An 18264-nucleotide genomic window follows, 5' to 3' on the forward strand; every position below is an offset into this window, starting at 1 on the left:
GTATTTTTGCTCAGCAGGATCAGTTGGAATACTTAATCTTAATACCCCTAACTTTCTATTATCTCCTGCTATCACTTTATCTGCAAACGTGCTCCTAAGGCCAAGAACACTATTTACATGGGTACTATAAAGTTTACTTCCAAGGAAAGATAAAGTATTATCTTTAACATTCCTAGATAAGTATTCTTTAGAGTATCCTGAGATCCCATTATCTATATCTTCTAATGATTGGAACGGATATATATATATATAGGGGCTAAAATAGTGTTGGCTTTAGGCACTGTCAGCACCTGTCCTTGGGTAGGTTTTACGAAGAATTTCTTCATCTTTTCTATTACCCAAGGTCCACTATACCCAGTAAAACTAGGTAAAGTACCCTGTATAATCTGTTTTGTCATGATATTTTTCTTAATTTTTGAGACTTTGCTCTTTAGAGCTTATTTTTATATGTAACAATAGTAAATATTATAACCGAAAGAGATATCTTCATTGCTATGAAAAAAGCATCTATAGTACTATCTGCGTATAAATAAAATTCTCTCCATTCCTTGTTATCAATTCCCTATTTCTAATTTCCCCTAATCCTTTACCTACTTTTTAACACAAAAAAAAAAGACTCACCAGATTTTTATCTCTGGTAAGTCTTTTCTCGGGAATAAATTAGTTTCCTTCAGAAGTCGCTGGAGCTTGTGCAGGAGCTTGTCCTTGGTCACCAGCTGGAGCTGGTGCACCTGGAGCACCTGCTTCAGGACCTTGTGGTTCAGGACGATTCTCTAGTTTCTCTGGACGTTTTAATTGGTCTTGTGGTTTAGTGATATTTTCGATCCACGCAAATAATTGTGGTAAATCGTAATCACCTGAGTGAGGTGTATTCCAAGCAAATTGGAAGTTCACATCATAACCATTGTTTTCCAGTTTAAGAGCTAGCATGGTTGGGATAGCTAAAGAAGTATCTTTATCTAAGCTACCATGACGAATACGCCAGTATTCTGCTACACCTGGTTTATTAGATGAATCTATATAGTACATAGGGTTCATCATTTTTACAACTTCAGGGTCAGCCATACTACTGCTTACTTTAGAGTTGTCGTAAGCGTATTTAGTAAAGTGTTGGTTGTTAGTTTTTGCATTACCAAATAGGTTGTTTTCCCCTGTGCTTAGATCTAGCCCATCAAATGCAGGAGGAGTTTTTTGACGTTCAACCCATTGTGCGTATTTATCTAAATCAACACTTGTTACTTTACCACCTTTGAGAGTTAACCAAGGGTACTCTGCAACGTGGAAGTGACGTGGATGTGCATCATAAGCACGTTGTGCAGATTCTTTTAATTTGTCTGCTACATATTGTTTGAAGCTACCATTACCGTTGCTATCAAGAGTTAAATTTGTACCGTTTGCTTTTAAGTTTAAGCTATTTAAGTACTCAGGGAATAAAGCTTTTAACTGATCAGAAACTTTTTGTTGTTCTTCGGTTAAGGTACCATTAGTGTAAGTACGTTGTACATTGTAGTCTAACATACTCACTTTGATAGCTTTATAGTTGTTCACCCCGTTAAATAACCACTCGTAAGCAGCATCAGCGTGATCTAGGTTGGTAATTGGTGCATAAGCACTTACGGCAAAGATAGCATCTGAAGCATCAGCTGCTCCTAATTGTTTTAAGTAAGGCTCATATGCTTGTTGGTTACCTGTAGCCCCTAATAATGCAGATAAAGCACCACCTGCTGAAGTACCATTTGCGATGATTTTATTTGCATCACCTGGCATTACTTTATCATTTGCGTGTAAGTAACGTACTGCAGCTTTTAAGTCAACAATTGCCGCTGGTGCTTTACCATAGTAAGAACCGTCTTGAGCTTCTAAAGTACGACCACGAGCACCTGGAGATACTACGATCATCCCTTTAGCTAAAGCTTCTTTCATAGCAGCAGTGCGGTCTTCACCTTGTCTGCGTTCACCACGTTGTGGCATAGGTGGTTGACCTTTTGCGCCATGTCTAGGACCTTGATTAGCATCTGCAGGTCTTTGGCCATGTTTAGCGTCAGCTGGTCTTTGTCCGTGTTTAGCGTCAGCTGGTTTTTGTCCTTGCTGAGCATTTGCATCAGCTGGTTTTTGTCCTTGTTGCCCATCTGCTGGTGGTTGCTGACCGTCAGCTGGTGGCTGTTGCCCTTGCTGAGCTTGAGTAGCAGGCTGTTGTCCTGGCTGTCCCTTGGCGTGCTGCTTGCCTGGTCTCGGCGGTGGTGGGAATTTAACCTCAGTTGGATCTGTAGTGTTAACTTGCATACCACCAAGTTGCATTGGTGTAGCAGGCATATAACCACCAATAGCATTAGGCATAAAGATCGGAGCTGTATCTACAGTATAGCCATTAATTTCTTGACCATAGAAATAAGCTTGCGGGATGTAGATGTTCATAGATTCATATGTAGGATCTTGAGGGTGAGCTACATATACTACGTTTTCATAAGCACGAACAATGATTACTCTACCGTGTACTTGAATTGCTTGTAAAGTATAGTTTGCGTTTGGATCAAATTGTAAACTGTAATTACCTGAAAAAGTCTCAGCTGTTGCAGGAGCTGTAGCACTTTTATTTTTGTTTTGTTGGTTGTTGTTAGTGTTTTGTTGGTTGCTATTTGTGTTTTGTTGTTGTGTGTTTGTTTCTGCGAAAGTATTAGTTGTTAACATCATCGCTAAAGCAGCTGCTGATGTTAAAGCCATAAATTTACTTTTTCTATTCATTGTCATATTGTGGTTACCTGTATTTAAATAGGTTAAAGACTTTTTTTGCCGAAATCCCTTCTCGCAAAAAATTCGTCTTCTTGGTAATAGAAATATATAAATTATTTTATAAATTCCAAGACTCGATCCCCTTATCTCCCTAAAGCTCCATTAGAGAAAAAATGGGTTGCTATACGAACCTTTCCTGAGTATTTTTAAATAAAAGGAACTAATTTTTTTGCAAAAAATTTACCTGTTTGAAACGCTTACTTTTTTAAGCACAAGAAAAAGGTAATTTTTCTAGAATTTGTAGAGTATTTTTGCTAAGCGGAACAAGTAATTTTACTTAGTTAAAAACCTTATCTCCTCTTATTTTTGCCAACAAAAAAAGCCCTGCGAATTTTAAGAGTAAAACTCGCAGGACTTGAGGTTATCAACATGAATTATGCTAAGCTCAGCTTAGCAAGTTGCGTTGCTTTGTGTTTGCATTAAACTGCTTAACTGATTAATTTGCTTAAGCTAGTTAGTTTACTTTGCTTAAGCTCATTTACTTTAGTTAAACTAATTTGTTTTATTTAAGCTTTGTTTGCTTAAACTAGTTTACTTTGTTTGAGTTCTTTATTTGCTTAAGCAGTTAGTTTACTCTACTTAAACAAATTAGCTAAATACTTTAATTTCCTAGGCTATACCAAGAAGTGAGAAAAGATAGTAATCCCAACCAAAAAAGCGTAAAGCAAACAGAACTAATATCGCAACAAAAGCTGCCACAAAGCCAGCTAAAATGTCATCAAACATTAAAGCAAAGGTTGTCTTAAATCTTCGGTCAAACCAACCGATAATTCCTGGTTTTAAAACATCAAATACTCTAAAGAGAATAAAAGTAAATAGAGCTAATAACCAGAGGCATTCTTGCCAAAGAGGTTCATCGCCAACAAAAGCAAATACCGCAAAGTTTACCATAAAAATGGCAGCTGCTTCGTCAATAACTATATAACCTGGGTCAACGCGTCCATCACGTTTTTTTAGTTGCCAAGAGGCTAACCATCCCACAAAAAACAGGACTACTGCCCAAAGGAGTTGATTATTCCACCAAGCTGGATCGGTATAAGCTACAAGTAACCAACTTACAATAGCTGCTGCTAAAGAACCCCAGGTACCTGGAGCAGGACGCAATAAACCTGAAGTAGCAAAAGTAGCAATAAATAACCACACTTTGCCCATAGGGTCGTATTCTTTAAAAAGATTGAATCTATACATAATGTTTTTTCTTTGGCTGTTTAAGCTAAAAAGCTTGCTAATCTCTATCTAGAAGCTTTGTCTTTAAGTAACGATTTTGGTTTTTTTTGCTCTAGAGGTTTTTATCTAGACTCGGCTAGTTTGTTTGCTAGATTTTGCTAAATGCAAGTTAATCTAGACTTGATTTAAACTCAGGCTAGATGTTTTTTAATATACTATAGCATTTCTCAAGTTATTATATAATAAGTAAGAGGCAAAAGCCCTAGCCAGTTAGATTAGATATAAGATTTATGAGAATTGTTATTTTAGGTGCTGGTAAAGTTGGGGCATCGATTATTGACAACTTTATTGAAGATGAAAGCGATATAGTTGTTGTTGATATAGATGCTAGCCGTCTTGCCACCATTGCCGCTAAATATGATCTTGTCACTATTACAGGGCATGCAACTGATCTTGAGGTTTTAGATAGAGCCGACTTAAAGTCAGCTGACCTCTTAGTGGCAGCCACTCAAGATGATGAAGTAAATATCATGGCTTGTAAAATCGCCCATGAAGTTTACAATGTGGCATTTAAAATCGCTCGCATTCGTGAGCGTCGTTATTTAGAACATCGCGAACGCCTGTTTTCGGAAAATATTTTTCCTGTAGATTATATTATTGAGCCAACCTTAATTATGGCTAACTCCCTATATAATCTCATTCGCTACCCAGGCACGCAATACTTTACTTATTTTTGTGAGCAAAATCTTGCCGTATTTTCTTGTCAAGCTCAATACGGGGGTATCCTTGTAGGGAAAGTGGGAAACTTTGCCGTGCAAGAACTGCAAAAGCTCAATATTTCTCTGGTTGCTTTAATTCGCAATCAAGTAGTAATTCAAGTAAACGAATATACTACCATTAACGCAGGAGATCAAGTTGTTCTCTTAGCCGAGCCTGAGAATGTAATGCTCGCCTTAAACTATTTCCAAAAGAACCTTGCTCCACCAAAACGCATTATGCTTGCCGGAGGCAGTCGTACTAATACGTTCCTTGCTCAGTTTTTACGAAACCGAGCGAGCATTAAGCTCTTAGAAAGCAATGCCCAAAAATCGGCAGCTCTGGTTAACGAGCTCAGTAATGTGCTGGTTATTAACGGCGACTGTACCGATGAAAACCTGCTGTTTGAAGAGCGTATTGATAGTACTGATATTTATGTGGCAGCTACAGGAGCTGATAACGTAAATATTATGTCCGCTCTTCTTGCCAAACGCATGGGCTGTAAACGCGCTATAGCTATAGTTGGGCGCACTATGAATAAAAACCTTATTCACAATGCCGAAGTAGATATTATCTACTCGCCTCAAAATGACTTGGCAACCGAGCTAAGAGCCCAAGGAATGATTACTTCGTTTAATCGTGTTTTTCGGGAACCAAATGCTAACCTCTTTCAAGTATTTGAGGGCGAGTTAGATAATACGCTTGGCTTAGATGAACCTAAGCTCGAACAGGTAAAACTGCCACAAGGGGTACGCATTCTCGGCATTTACCGTAATGACAAGTTTATGGTTGCTAGCCCTCAATTAACCCTTGTCGAAGAAGATAAGGTTTTGGGTATAGCTTATAGTAACGAAGACTTACAAGCCTTTGCTCGCCTCATAGCTAAAAATGTCACCGAGGTATAAATATGTTTAACGTAAAATTTATTCGCTATACCTTGGGTAACCTGACGTACATGATTACCTTTTTAATGTTCTTGACCTTGTTAGTTTCCCTTTACTATCAAGACGGTCAAGCTACAGTTTACTTAAGGTATATTATTATTCTCACCATAGGTGGCATTCTCTTAAAGTTCAATATTAAAGTAAGTGAAGTAACGCGCTTGCGTTCTACTGATCTTTTTCTTACTACAACTTTAATTTGGCTTTATTGTGTTCTGGTCTGCATGCTTCCCTATATGATCATTACCGACTTTTCTTTTGCTGATAGCTTTTTTGAGATGAGTTCGGGAGTGACAACTACTGGATCAACTATTATCACTGACTTTGAGTCTATCCCAGTTTCGCTACTCTTTTGGCGTTCTATTACCCAGTGGTTAGGGGGCGTAGGCTTTATTGTCGTGGGCGTACTCATTCTACCTAACCTAGGTACAGGGGGAATGAAGCTATTTAAAACCGAATCTTCGGATAGTGAAGAAAAATCCTTTGCTCACTATCGAGATTTAGCTCTAGCAATTTGTGTTTACTATCTCTTTTTAACCTTTGCTTGTATTTTAGCTTACTGGTTATGTGGCATGAGTAAACTCAATGCTGTGCTCTACTCCTTTACCACTGTATCTACAGGAGGCTTTACTCCTACTGCCGAACCTTTTTCTGGCTTAACTACGATTTACTGGCCAGGAATAATCTTTATGTGGTTATCAGCTTTACCTTTCCAAGTCTTTGTCCTTAATATTCGTGGGCGTTCGCCGATGCGTATTCTCAAAGACCAGCAAATAGTTGTCTATACTCTATTATTAGCCTTTGTTGCTTTTTTAATAACCTTAGACCGCTACTTAGCTTGGACAGGCACCGAAGGAGGAGAGCAATACCAACACAGTATTTTCTTTCTCTATTGGGAAAGTTTGGCTAACCTGGTTAATGTTTCTAGTAATACAGGTTTTACTATCACCAATATTAGTGTTTGGGGAGCAACAGCTGTTGGCTTAATTGGTGCCATGGCAATGTTAGGAGGCTGTTCAGGTTCGACCTCTGGGGGCTTAAAAGTATTCCGCTTAAATATTATTCACCTCTTTGTCCAACAACAATTGCGTCAAACTATTCATGCTAATGCCCATTCGATTATTGTCTACAACGGGCAAGTAGTTAGTAATGATGACTTTAAAGGGGTAATGTTCTTTATTTGTCTGTACTTTATTACCGCTTGTTGGGCGATTTTATTTCTTGCCTTTACAGGTTTGACCATCGAACAAGCCATCTCTTCGGTAGTTACCAATATTTCTAATACCGGAGTAACCATTACTGGTCCAGTTTCTTCGAGTACAGGCGGATTTGACGGGCAAACTGACTTACAAAAAATTATTAATGGTTTTGTTATGCTCTTAGGTCGTCTTGAATGTTCAACCATGCTAGTACTCTTATTACCAAGATTCTGGCGTTATTAAAAAAAGCAAAACTTTTTGGTAAAACTTACATATTTTGCCATAATTAATCTTGCAAAATTAAATTAAAGTTTTGTATAATCATCATGGCAAAATTTTTTGCCATAGAAATTACCTATGGAAAGTAGTTTTAAATGTATCAGATCTTTTTATAAATCCTGATGCTTTAGAATAAATTTCTTTAGGGCAAAGTTAAATATTTTTTTGTCACGAAGCATTCCTTTTTTAAGGAGTGCTTTTTTTATGGCAAAATTTTGTAGTTAATATTTGCTTTTTCACAAAAATAAAATGATAACTTTTGAAACTTTTTGCAATTTATCTTGTCTAATAGAGTAATTAGATTTTACCTCTTACTCCTTTGAGGTGGATCTAATAAGTGTCTTAAAAATCAAGAGAAAAGCAACTAGTTTAGTACAGCTAAACTAGTTTTTTTATCCCGCAAATTTAAATTTAGCTATCCTTAAAATGATCAGCTTTTTATAAAAAATATCCCTCTTTTTTCCAAAAAAAGGTACTTCTATTTTTAGAAAAAATCTCATTTTTTTATAAAAAAATGCAACAAATTTTTTATAAAAAAACCTCTAGAGATAGTATCTCTAGAGGTAGACGTTGTTAAACTTTTCGCTTTTTTACATTTACATATGTGTACTAATATTTTACCGATTACCGGTTAAATTAGCAAACTTTTTTGCGAGTTTATTTGCTTTATTTTTCAAAGAAATAAATTCTAGGGATATAAAGAGAGTATAAAAATATAGGCATACCTTTTTTATTGCCTTGGTATTAAGAAAATCTTTATTTTAGTTATACGTATTTTAGTAAGGGTTTTTTCTAAAAAGGCATATTTTTATCTTTGCTTTGGGGAGTAAATTAATTTATTAAAATTTACTTAGGCTTTTTGCTTAAACAGGTATTTTTGAGGGAATGCTTGTAGGAATATTTGCCTCTGAGGCTAATATTTCTTTGGGGATTTTTTTGCTTTTCTCTGGTTTTTTCTTTTCTCTATTTTTTCCCTGTCTCGCTATTTTGCTTTTCTCTATTTTTTCCAGTCTCGCTATTTTGCTTTTCTCTATTTTTTTCCTGTCTCGCTATTTTGCTTTTCTCTATTTTCTTCTGTCTCAGCTTTTTTGCTTTTCTCTATTTTTTCCCTGTCTCAGCTTTTTTGCTTTTCTCTATTTTTTCTCAGTCTCGCTATTTTGCTTTTCAGCTTTTTTAATTTTTTACAGACTCCTTCTTACCTTACTTTTCTTGTAGCTCACTCCACTTTTCAATTTTCTCCTCTGGTATTTGTTTTACTTTTTTTTCTTGTAACGTTTTTTTCTTATTGTCCTTTTCTCTTACTTTCTCTTTTGATTTTGTTTTTTGTGTTTTGCTTATTTTGTGTTTTGCTTGCTACTTTCTTTACCTCGATTTCCTAACAAAAAAAAGAGACAAGATAACCAGCTAAAGCTAATTATCTTGTCTTGAAATTATTCTTTGTGACGTAAAGCATCAACTACCATTTTAAAGGCTGTAGTATTGCTTTTACTTTTTGAGTAATAGAGGTAATAAGGTTCGATTTGAATAGCATATTCAGGTAAAAGCTCAATTAGTTCTCCACGCTCTAATTCTTCTTTTACAGCTGTTGCCATCAGATAACCTATGCCAACGCCATCTAAAATCGCATGCTTTAAGATATTTAAATCAAAAGTAGTTACCAGACGAGATTTAGGAATGTATTCTACCTTTTTACCGTCAACATTAAACGTCCAAACATGCTCATTGTGTTTGCTCGTAAGTTTTACGCCAACTGTAAGGTGGTTCTCTAAATCTTCAATGCTTGTTGGCTTACCATATTTAGCAAGGTAACTTGGCGAAGCAATAAGTTTTACAGAAAAAGGATTGGAAACTTGTACAGTTTCTATACCTTCTTCTACTTCCTTGCCAACTTTAATCCCCATGTCATAGCCTTCGGCTATGGCATTCTCAAATCTATTGTCGACCGCAAGATCGATTTTTATGCGAGGATTATCTTTAATTAACTGTTGTAAGCGAGGATAAATCACAAACTCGGCTACTTCAGAAAAAGCACAAATTCTAATAGTTCCTGCAGGCTCATCCATAAACGCGGTTAAAGAGTTTACGCGTTCGTTAATGGCTTTAAATACAGGTTCTAACTCATCACGTAATTGGGTTCCTGCCTCGGTTAGGGTTACCGAACGAGTAGTGCGGTTAAATAAGCGTACGCCAAGACGTTCTTCGAGACGCTTGAGCGAGTGACTGATTGCCGAAGAAGAAACACGCAGTTTATCGCCAGCCTTAACAAAGCTTCCTGTTTCAGCCAGTACAAGAAAGTGATTTAATTCGGTAAAGTTTGGTTGCTCCATATAGTGTACTCCCTAATACTGACGTAAAGCTTCAACTACCATTTTAAAAGCCGTGGTGTTACCTTTACGACTTGAGTAGTATAAAAATAAGGGCTCAAAACTCATGCTACATTCAGGAAGAATTTCTACTACTTCTCCTGAAGCAATTTCTTTTGCTAGACCTCTTTCATAGACTACCCCTATGCCAAGACCGTCAACTATAGCTTTACGCACTATATCACTACTTTGCGAGACAATAAACTGTGACTTAGGAATATATTCCACCATCTTGCCATTGTCATTAAGATACCAAGCATCTTGGTTACGATTGTTATCCAAACGAAAACCTATAGTATTGTGTTGATCGAGGTCGGCAATACTTTTTGGCATAGGATGCTTTTCGAGATAGGACTTAGAAGCAACTAATTTATTTCTAATTTTATCGCTAATTTGTACGGCAATAAAACCTTCGCCTATGTCTTTACCAATGCGCACTCCCATGTCATAGCCTTGAGAAACTATATCCACAAAGCTATTATCAATGGTTATATCCACTTTAATGCGAGGATAGTCAATGAGCAGTTGTTTTAAACGCGGGTAGATAATGTTTTCTGCTACATCTATTGAAACATTTAGACGTACTGTACCTACAGGTTCATCTAAGAATTCAGAAATAGATTCAAGCTTGTCATTAATTGAACTAAAGAGTGGCTCTAGTTCCTCGCGTAATTGTAATCCTGCTTCAGTTAAAGTAACCGAACGGGTGGTACGATTAAATAAACGTATGCCTAAACGGTCTTCAAGGCGTTTAATCGAGTGGCTTACTGCCGAAGAAGAAATCCCTAAGCGATCTGCGGCCTTAACAAAGCTGCCGCATTCAGCTAATACCAAGAACTGGCTTAATTCGGTGAAGTTTTGTTGTTCCATAGATCACCCTTTTACAAATTTACCCTCACTATCTAAAAATTAATCTAGAGGCTCAGGCACTCTAGCCTCATTTGCTTGAGGCTAGGAATTTAATTTATTTTTATTAAGTTATTTTCTCTAAAGTTAAGCTTTTAATTAACTGTACTTTATAATTATAAGCTTTTTTTGCTTTGCCAATAAGCTTTTTTTAGGTAAATGAGGGATTTTTTTGGGAACTAAAATTATGGTTGGGGAGAAAATGCAAGTTAAAGAGAAGTAAAAGAAAAGAAGACTTGAAAGAAAGTAAAAGTAAAATCCAATTAATCTATAAGGAAAGGAAAGGAAAGGGAAGGGAAGGGAAGGGAAGATGAGAAAATAGAAAAAGTTACTGTGTAGATTGTGAGGACAAAAAATGTAAATGTACTATAAAAGGCAAATATAGAGAAGGGAAAGCTAGAGTAAAAGTAAAGTCAAAGTACAACAAGAGATAAAATGAAAATACAAAAGAGCAAAAGATAAAGAAGAGATAAACAAACTGAAAAAGAAATTATCAAAAAAGTAGCAGGATGTAATTATTTAGCTGGTAGGAAGATAAATAGCTATCAAAAATGTAAAAATGATAAGGGGAAAAGCAAAGTAAATGTAAAAAAGAAAAGTATAGAAGAAGGGTAAATGTAAAAAATAAAAGTATAAAAGAAGAAGATTAAATGTAAAAAAGCCAAAAGTAATAAGAGAAAAATCCTTAAATTCTCGCAGAAAACGCGATAAAAGTTGCAAGAAATAGTTATAGCTTGTATAATTTCTTTGTTTTGTCTAAAGGGTAAAATCTTTAGATACCTTGTTGAGTTGAGTCTTGGTTTTTACCAAGACTTTTTTTATCTCTAAAAAAAAGAGCACTCAAGGTACTCTTCTTTACTATCAATATATGGAGTAATCAAATATAAAAAATATCGAAATCTTATAGTTAGACAAAGACTTGATTTATTTGATATTTAAGTGAGACAAGTATATGAAAAAACCTCAAGGGAAAAAATATTAAACATATTTTTATTTAGAAAAACTTATATGCGATATAACTTAAATTAACGAAAAAATATATACCAATATTTTTTCTAACTTATAAACTTGTGTTAAGTTTTTTAATTAACAAATAAGTCCACCAAAAAAAGAAATGACGGGCAAACAGGTGGGCTTAACACTTAATCACGCAACAAGGGCTAATTAAAGAACCTAAGCATTTATAAGTTATAGCAATTCTACCATTTTTATAAGAAACAGATCTAAATTTATGAATAAAATCTAGAACATCAAATCAAAAAAGAATATGAAACCCTTTTTTATTATTTTAGCCCAAGAAAGTAGATATTGCAATACCCTAAACGACGTTTCACTTTACAAAATTCTTAAAGCATTGATTATCAAGAGAATGACAAACAAATATCTCCTGTGGATTTTCTAATCTTTTTTCTAAAATTCTCAAAACTTTTCAGAAGAATTAGGTACTCACTAAATTTACTTTTGCAAAGAAATAAGAATATAAATGTAATCCCCCGTATAGAAAAAGTATACGGGGGATTATTAGTCTACATCAAAGGTGATAGATTATTTATTAAAGTTTTATAGAGATTTAGATTTATCAAAGCTTTTAGCAAGGTATCAATAATCTAGCTAAAAAATTTGGTTAATTATCTAAATTTAGGTGGTTTGTTTTCATTTCTCATGCTACTAGCCTTATAAAAAATGTCTTTCCAATCTTTGACGTTTACTACATTCCATTTGCTGAGGTTTTGGTTGAATGATGAGGCTCCTTCAAACATCCTACCCATATCAGTAACCTTAGATACATTCCAGTTACCGATGTTTTGGTTGAATGATGAGGCACCACCAAACATATAACTCATATCAGTAACCTTAGATACACCCCAGTTACCTATATCTTGGTTGAATGAAGAGGCATTATAAAACATCCCACTCATATCAGTAACATTAGAGACATCCCAGTTACCGATGTTTTGGTTAAATGAAGAGGCATTATAAAACATCCCACTCATATCAGTCACCTTAGATACATTCCATTTGCCGATGTTTTGGTTGAATGAAGAGGCTCCCCAAAACATCCCACTCATCTTAGTAACATTAGACACATCCCAGTTGCCGATGTTTTGGTTGAATGAAAAGGCTTCTACAAACATCGATCTCATATTTGTAACCTTAGATACATCCCAGTTACCGATGTTTTGGTTGAATGAAGAGGCTCCATGAAACATCAAATTCATATCAGTAACATTAGACACATCCCATTTACCGATGTTTTGATTGAAGGATATGGCATTGAAAAACATACTGCTCATATCAGTAACCTTAGATACATTCCAGTTGCCTATGTTTTGGTTGAATGATCTAGCATCCCAAAACATACTGCTCATATCAGTAACCTTAGATACATTCCAGTTGCCTATGTTTTGGTTGAATGAAAAGGCTCTCCAAAACATATAACTCATATCAGTAACCTTAGACACATCCCTGTTACCGATGTTTTGGTTGAATGAGGAGGCACCTGCAAACATCCCCCACATATTAGAAACCTTAGATACATTCCAGTTACCGATGTTTTGGTTGAAGGATCTTGCAGCATAAAACATCTTACTCATATCAGTAACCTTAGATACATCCCAGTTGCCTATGTATTGGTTAAATGATGAAGCAAAAGCAAACATCCTACTCATATCTGTAACCTTAGATACATCCCAGTTACCAATATCTACATAATTAGGATAAGGAAAATCAGCGTTCATAAATAGCATACTCATATTCGTTACTTTAGAAACGTTGATTTTACTTAAATCATTTAAGATTTTTGTACAGGCAAAAGTTCCTCTCATAGATTGGACATTACTAAAATCAAAACTATTGTAATCTACATTAAATGCTCGAGGTGTACGGGAGGCACACGTATAGTAAGGAGTTCCATCATTCGATGATTGACGTTCAACTTCACCTGCAAATAAAAAATCTATATTTTTTATTTGACTCATGTTAATAAAACTTAAGTCTAAAGGTGCTCTTCTTATATCACTGAATTTAGCGATATAAACATCAAGAAACTTTTTTAGAGCAGTAGATCTTGTAAAAGTAATTCTAACTTGATTAGGATCTATTACACCTTGTTGAAGCTCTTTGGGTAACTGATTAAAAGTTACATTCTTAAGTTCATATTCATACTCATTTTTATCCTTTGAACAAGCACTTAAGCCCAACACCGAACCAAGGGTAGCTAGACCTAGTAGACCTAAACTAACAAAAGAATTTTTCCTTTTCATAGACATGTAATTATTTCAATTAAGTTGAGAAGTTTATAAAAGTAGATATGAACTTAAACCAGCAATTTGGTACTTCTTATAAAAGTCCAGTTTTCTCTACTTTTTTCGGATATATCATTAGTTAATTATACTATAAATCCTAGAGGTATTTATCAAAGTAGTCTATTTAAGACAAGGAATTTTAAGAGAAAAATAGCTCAAACTAGACTGATTATAAAATGTAAATTATATAGCTTTACCTATTAGCAAGCCTTAAAAGCTTAAGGTATTACGCATAATTATATTTACAGTAATAATCCCCCGTATAGAAAAGTATACGGGGGATTATTAGCCTAAATAAAGGTGATGTTTATTAACGGTTAATTATCTAAATTTAGGTGGTTTGTTTTCATTATTTATGTTTTCAGTCCAATCAAAAAAAATGTCTGACCAATCTTTAACGTTTGCTACATTCCATTGGCTGATGTTTTGGTTGAATGATGTGGCAAAATAAAACATCCCACTCATATTAGTAACCTTAGAGACATCCCAATTACCTATATCTTGGTTGAATGAAGAGCTACTTGCAAACATCCAACTCATATCAGTAACCTTAGATACATCCCAGTTACCGATGTTTTGGTTGAATTCTTTTGCATAATAAAACATACCACTCATATTAGCAACTTTAGAGACATCCCAGTTACCTATATCAAAGTTAAAGTTAGTACGAGCAAACATATAAGACATATCTACTACTTGAGATACATTCCAAGTGCTAATATTACTGTATGCTGTATACGTAAATACAGAATCCGTAAACAGATTTCTCATATTCGTTACTTGAGATACATTTATTTTCCTTAAGTCATTTGAGATACTTACACAAGCAAAAGTACCAACCATTGATTTAACTTTACTAAAGTCTAAACTACTAAAGTCTATATTGTACTCTCTTCGTTTTTTAAAATTTGAACATTCAATGTCTCTATTTTCATCTGACAGATTTAGATTCCCTGCAAAAAGATAATCTATATTCTCAACGTTACTAATATCTATAAAACCTAAGTTTAGTGGATCTTTATCCATATCATTAAATTTTTCGATATAGGTGTCAATAAACTCTTTGAGGATCACTGAATTTGTGAAAGTTATTCTAACTTTCTTAGGGTCAATAACCGCTTGTCGAAGATCGTAAGGCAACTGAGTATAAGCTATATCAGTAAACTCATACTCATATTTATACTTTGAACAAGCACTTAACCCAAACACCGAACCAAGAGTAGCTAGACCTAGTAGACCTAAACTAACAAAAGTATTTTTCCTTTTCATAGACATGTAATTATTTAAATTAAGTTGAGAAATTTATAAAAGTAGATATGAACTAAGCTCTTCTTATAAAAGTCTAATTCTCTCTACTTTTTTCGGATATATCACTGGTTTATTATACTATAAATCCTAGAAGTATTAGTCAAAGCTGTATTTTTAAGACAAGGATTTTTAAGAGAAAAATAGCTCAAACTAGACTGATTATAAAATGTAAATTTTGTAGCTTTACCTATTTAGTAAGCCTTTAAAACTTAAGGTATTACGCATAATTATATTTACAGTAATAATCCCCCGTATAGAAAAGTATACGGGGGATTATTAATCTACATCAAAGATGATAGTTTATTTATTAAAGCTTGATATAGATTTATATTTATTGAAGCTTTTTAGCAAGGTACAATAATACTGCTAAAGAATTTGGTTTAGTCTCTAAATTTAGGTGGCATGTTTTCATTTCTCATGCTACTAGCGTTAGAAAAAATGAACGACCAATCTTTCACGTTTGCTACATTCCACTGGCTGATGTTTTGGTTGAAAGATGAGGCATTTTGAAACATCTCTTTCATACTAGTAACCTTAGATACATCCCAGTTACCGATGTTTTGGTTGAATTTATAAGCTCCAGCAAACATATAACTCATATTAGTCACATTATACACATCCCAGTTACCGATGTTTTGGTTGAATGATGAGGCATCATAAAACATCCAACTCATATCAGTAACCTTAGACACATCCCAATTACCGATGTTTTTGTTGAATGATGAAGCTTTACTAAACATACCCTTCATATTAGTAACCTTAGAGACATCCCAGTTGCCTATGTTCTGGTTGAATGAAGAGGCACCACCAAACATATAACTCATATCAGTAACCTTAGATACATCCCATTTACCTATATTTCGGTTGAATGATCTGGCTTCCAAAAACATCGCTCCCATGTATTTAACGTTAGATACATCCCAGTTAACTATATTTTTGTTGAATGAGGTAGCCCAAAAAAACATCCCTCTCATATCAGTAACCTTAGACACATCCCAGTTACCGATGTTTTGGTTAAATGATAATGCAAAAGCAAACATCCCCCTCATATCAGTAACCTTAGAAACATCCCAGTTGCCTATGTTTTGGTTGAATGATGATGCACTACTAAACATCCCGCTCATATCAGTAACCTTAGAGACATCCCAGTTGCCTATGTTTTGGTTGAAAGATGAAGCTCCTTCAAACATCCCTCTCATATTAATAACCTGAGATACATCCCAATTTCCAATATTTATATACTTAGGATAGGGCAAATCTACCCCCATAAATAGCCAGCTCATATTCGTTACTTTAGAAACGTTGATTTGACTTAAATCATTTAAGATTTTTGTACAGGCAAAGGTTCCAATCATAGATTGGACATTACTAAAATCAAAACTCTTGTAATTTACATTAAATTCTCGAGGTGAATCGGATACACACTCATAGTAAGGAGTTCCATCATCCGATAAGTCACGTTTAACTTCACCAGCAAATAGAAAATCTATATTTTGTATTTGCTTCATGTTTATAAAACTTAAGTTTAAAGGTTCTTTTTTTATATCACTGAATTTAGCAATATAAGCATCGAGAAACTCTTTTAAGACATTAGAGTCAGTAAAAGTAATTCTAACCTTATTAGGATCTATTACACCTTGTTGAAGCTCTTCTGGTAACTGATTAAAAGTTACATTCTTAAGGTCATACTCATATTTATCCTTTGAATAAGCACTTAAACTAAACACCGAACCAAAGGTAGCTAGACCTAGTAGACCTAAACTAACAAAAGTATTTTTCCTTTTCATAGACATGTAATTTTTTTTAATGAAGTTGAGAGGTTTATTAAAGTAAATATGAACTTAATCCAGCAATTTAGCTCTTCTTATAAAAGCCCAGTTCTCTCTACTTTTTTTGAATATATCACTGGTCTATTATACTATAAATCCTAGAAGTATTAATCAAAGCTGTATTTTTAAGACAAGGATTTTTAAGAGAAAATTAGCTCAAACTAGACTGATTATAAAATGTAAATTAAAATTATATAGCCTTACCTATTAGCAAGCCTTAAAAACTTAAGGTCTTACGCATAATTATATTTACAGTAATAATCCCCCGTATAGAAAAAGTATACGGGGGATTATTAGCCTACATCAAAGATGAGTGTTTAATTAACGTTTAATATAGATTTATTGAAGCTTTTAGCAAGGTACAATAATGTTGCTAAAAAATATTTGGTTAATTATCTAAATTTAGGCGGTATGTTTTCATTTCTCATGCTATCGTTACCAAAAATGAACAACCAATATCTAACGTTTGCTACATCCCATTGGCTGATGTTTTGGTTGAAAGATGAAGCTCCATAAAACATCCCACTCATATCAGTAACCTTAGATACATTCCAGTTACCGATGTTTTGGTTGAAGGAAGAAGCATTGCTAAACATCACCATCATATTAGTAACATTAGACACATCCCAGTTACCGATGTTTTGGTTGAATGATGAGGCATTACTAAACATCCCTCTCATATCAGTAACCTGAGATACATCCCAGTTACCTATATCTTGGTTGAATGAAGTTGCGTCATCAAACATATAACTCATATTAGTAACCTTAGACACATCCCAGTTACCTATATCAAGGTTAAAGTTAGTACCATAAAACATATAAGACATATCTACTACTTGAGATACATTTATTTTACTTAAGTCATTTGAGATACTTACACAAGCAAAGGTACCAACCATTGATTTAACTTTACTAAAGTCTAAACTACTAAAGTCTATATTGTACTCTCTTCGTTTTCCATCATCTGCACATTTAATTTCGAAGTATCCCTTATCATTTGACAGCTTTACATTCCCTGCAAAAAGATAATCTATATTCTCAACGTTACTAATATCTATAAAACCTAAGTTTAGTGGATCTTTATCCATATCATTAAATTTTTCGATATAAGAATCAATAAACTCTTTGAGGATCACTGAATTTGTGAAAGTTATTCTAACTTTCTTAGGGTCAATAACCCCTTGTCGAAGATCGTAAGATAGCTGCGTATAAGCTATATCAGTAAACTCATACTCATATTTATCCTTTGAATAAGCACTTAAACTAAACACCGAACCTAGGGTAGCTAGACCTAGTAGACCTAAACTAACAAAAGTATTTTTCCTTTTCATAGACATGTAATTATTTAAATTAAGTTGAGAAATTTATAAAAGTAGATATGAACTTAGATCTTCTTATAAAAGTCTAATTCTCTCTACTTT

Annotated in this window: 10 protein-coding genes; 2 read left to right on the top strand and 8 right to left on the bottom strand. The window is 34.3% G+C overall.

Going from position 1 to position 18264, the window contains the following annotated elements; translation table 11 throughout:
* Positions 1 to 660: 660 nt before the first annotated feature.
* Together CJP74_RS00975 and CJP74_RS00980 are read right to left on the bottom strand one after the other, a co-directional pair.
* Complete coding sequence (locus CJP74_RS00975; protein WP_222986806.1) at positions 661 to 2748, bottom strand: subtype B tannase; 2088 nt, start codon at positions 2746 to 2748, stop codon at positions 661 to 663.
* 651 nt (positions 2749 to 3399) lie between these two features.
* Positions 3400 to 3978, bottom strand: coding sequence for a phosphatidylglycerophosphatase A family protein (locus CJP74_RS00980; protein ID WP_245958024.1), 579 nt, complete (start codon positions 3976 to 3978; stop codon positions 3400 to 3402).
* Positions 3979 to 4238: 260 nt separating this feature from the next.
* On the opposite strand from CJP74_RS00980, the gene trkA reads away from it, so the two are divergent.
* Positions 4239 to 5618: a Trk system potassium transporter TrkA gene (gene trkA, locus CJP74_RS00985; RefSeq protein ID WP_282432503.1), complete on the top strand. Its 1380-nt coding sequence runs from the start codon at positions 4239 to 4241 to the stop codon at positions 5616 to 5618.
* A gap of 2 nt (positions 5619 to 5620) precedes the next feature.
* A complete protein-coding gene (locus CJP74_RS00990) occupies positions 5621 to 7096 on the top strand; it encodes a TrkH family potassium uptake protein (protein ID WP_119496412.1) in 1476 nt (491 codons plus the stop codon).
* A 1466-nt stretch (positions 7097 to 8562) separates the two neighbouring features.
* Here the strand turns inward: CJP74_RS00990 and CJP74_RS00995 are convergent.
* From CJP74_RS00995 to CJP74_RS01020, 6 genes are all read right to left on the bottom strand, one after another.
* On the bottom strand, positions 8563 to 9459 hold the full coding sequence (locus tag CJP74_RS00995) for a LysR family transcriptional regulator (protein WP_119496413.1): 897 nt from the start codon (positions 9457 to 9459) through the stop codon (positions 8563 to 8565).
* 12 nt (positions 9460 to 9471) lie between these two features.
* The gene (locus CJP74_RS01000) at positions 9472 to 10365 is read right to left on the bottom strand and encodes a LysR family transcriptional regulator (protein WP_119496414.1); all 894 of its coding nucleotides are present in this window, start codon (positions 10363 to 10365) and stop codon (positions 9472 to 9474) included.
* A 1664-nt stretch (positions 10366 to 12029) separates the two neighbouring features.
* Positions 12030 to 13664 (bottom strand): BspA family leucine-rich repeat surface protein, encoded by a 1635-nt coding sequence (locus tag CJP74_RS01005; protein ID WP_222986807.1) that lies wholly within the window; start codon positions 13662 to 13664, stop codon positions 12030 to 12032.
* Positions 13665 to 14027: 363 nt separating this feature from the next.
* Positions 14028 to 14975 carry a BspA family leucine-rich repeat surface protein gene (locus tag CJP74_RS01010; RefSeq protein WP_222986809.1) on the bottom strand — a complete coding sequence of 316 codons (948 nt, stop codon included), beginning with the start codon at positions 14973 to 14975 and terminating at the stop codon, positions 14028 to 14030.
* Positions 14976 to 15394: 419 nt separating this feature from the next.
* Positions 15395 to 16801 (bottom strand): BspA family leucine-rich repeat surface protein, encoded by a 1407-nt coding sequence (locus tag CJP74_RS01015; RefSeq protein WP_222986811.1) that lies wholly within the window; start codon positions 16799 to 16801, stop codon positions 15395 to 15397.
* A gap of 434 nt (positions 16802 to 17235) precedes the next feature.
* A complete protein-coding gene (locus CJP74_RS01020) occupies positions 17236 to 18174 on the bottom strand; it encodes a BspA family leucine-rich repeat surface protein (RefSeq protein ID WP_222986813.1) in 939 nt (312 codons plus the stop codon).
* Between the last annotated feature and the right edge of the window lie 90 nt (positions 18175 to 18264).

It is taken from the genome of Psittacicella melopsittaci, assembly GCF_003585925.1.
Classification (GTDB): domain Bacteria; phylum Pseudomonadota; class Gammaproteobacteria; order Enterobacterales; family Psittacicellaceae; genus Psittacicella; species Psittacicella melopsittaci.

Excerpts from the sequence above, each read along its gene's own strand:
- CJP74_RS00975 (WP_222986806.1), bottom strand. The coding sequence starts at position 2,748 with ATGACAATGAATAGAAAAAGTAAATTTATGGCTTTAACATCAGCAGCT.
- CJP74_RS00980 (WP_245958024.1), bottom strand. The coding sequence starts at position 3,978 with ATGTATAGATTCAATCTTTTTAAAGAATACGACCCTATGGGCAAAGTG.
- CJP74_RS00990 (WP_119496412.1), top strand. The coding sequence starts at position 5,621 with ATGTTTAACGTAAAATTTATTCGCTATACCTTGGGTAACCTGACGTAC.
- CJP74_RS00995 (WP_119496413.1), bottom strand. The coding sequence starts at position 9,459 with ATGGAGCAACCAAACTTTACCGAATTAAATCACTTTCTTGTACTGGCT.
- CJP74_RS01000 (WP_119496414.1), bottom strand. The coding sequence starts at position 10,365 with ATGGAACAACAAAACTTCACCGAATTAAGCCAGTTCTTGGTATTAGCT.
- CJP74_RS01005 (WP_222986807.1), bottom strand. The coding sequence starts at position 13,664 with ATGAAAAGGAAAAATTCTTTTGTTAGTTTAGGTCTACTAGGTCTAGCT.
- CJP74_RS01010 (WP_222986809.1), bottom strand. The coding sequence starts at position 14,975 with ATGAAAAGGAAAAATACTTTTGTTAGTTTAGGTCTACTAGGTCTAGCT.
- CJP74_RS01015 (WP_222986811.1), bottom strand. The coding sequence starts at position 16,801 with ATGAAAAGGAAAAATACTTTTGTTAGTTTAGGTCTACTAGGTCTAGCT.
- CJP74_RS01020 (WP_222986813.1), bottom strand. The coding sequence starts at position 18,174 with ATGAAAAGGAAAAATACTTTTGTTAGTTTAGGTCTACTAGGTCTAGCT.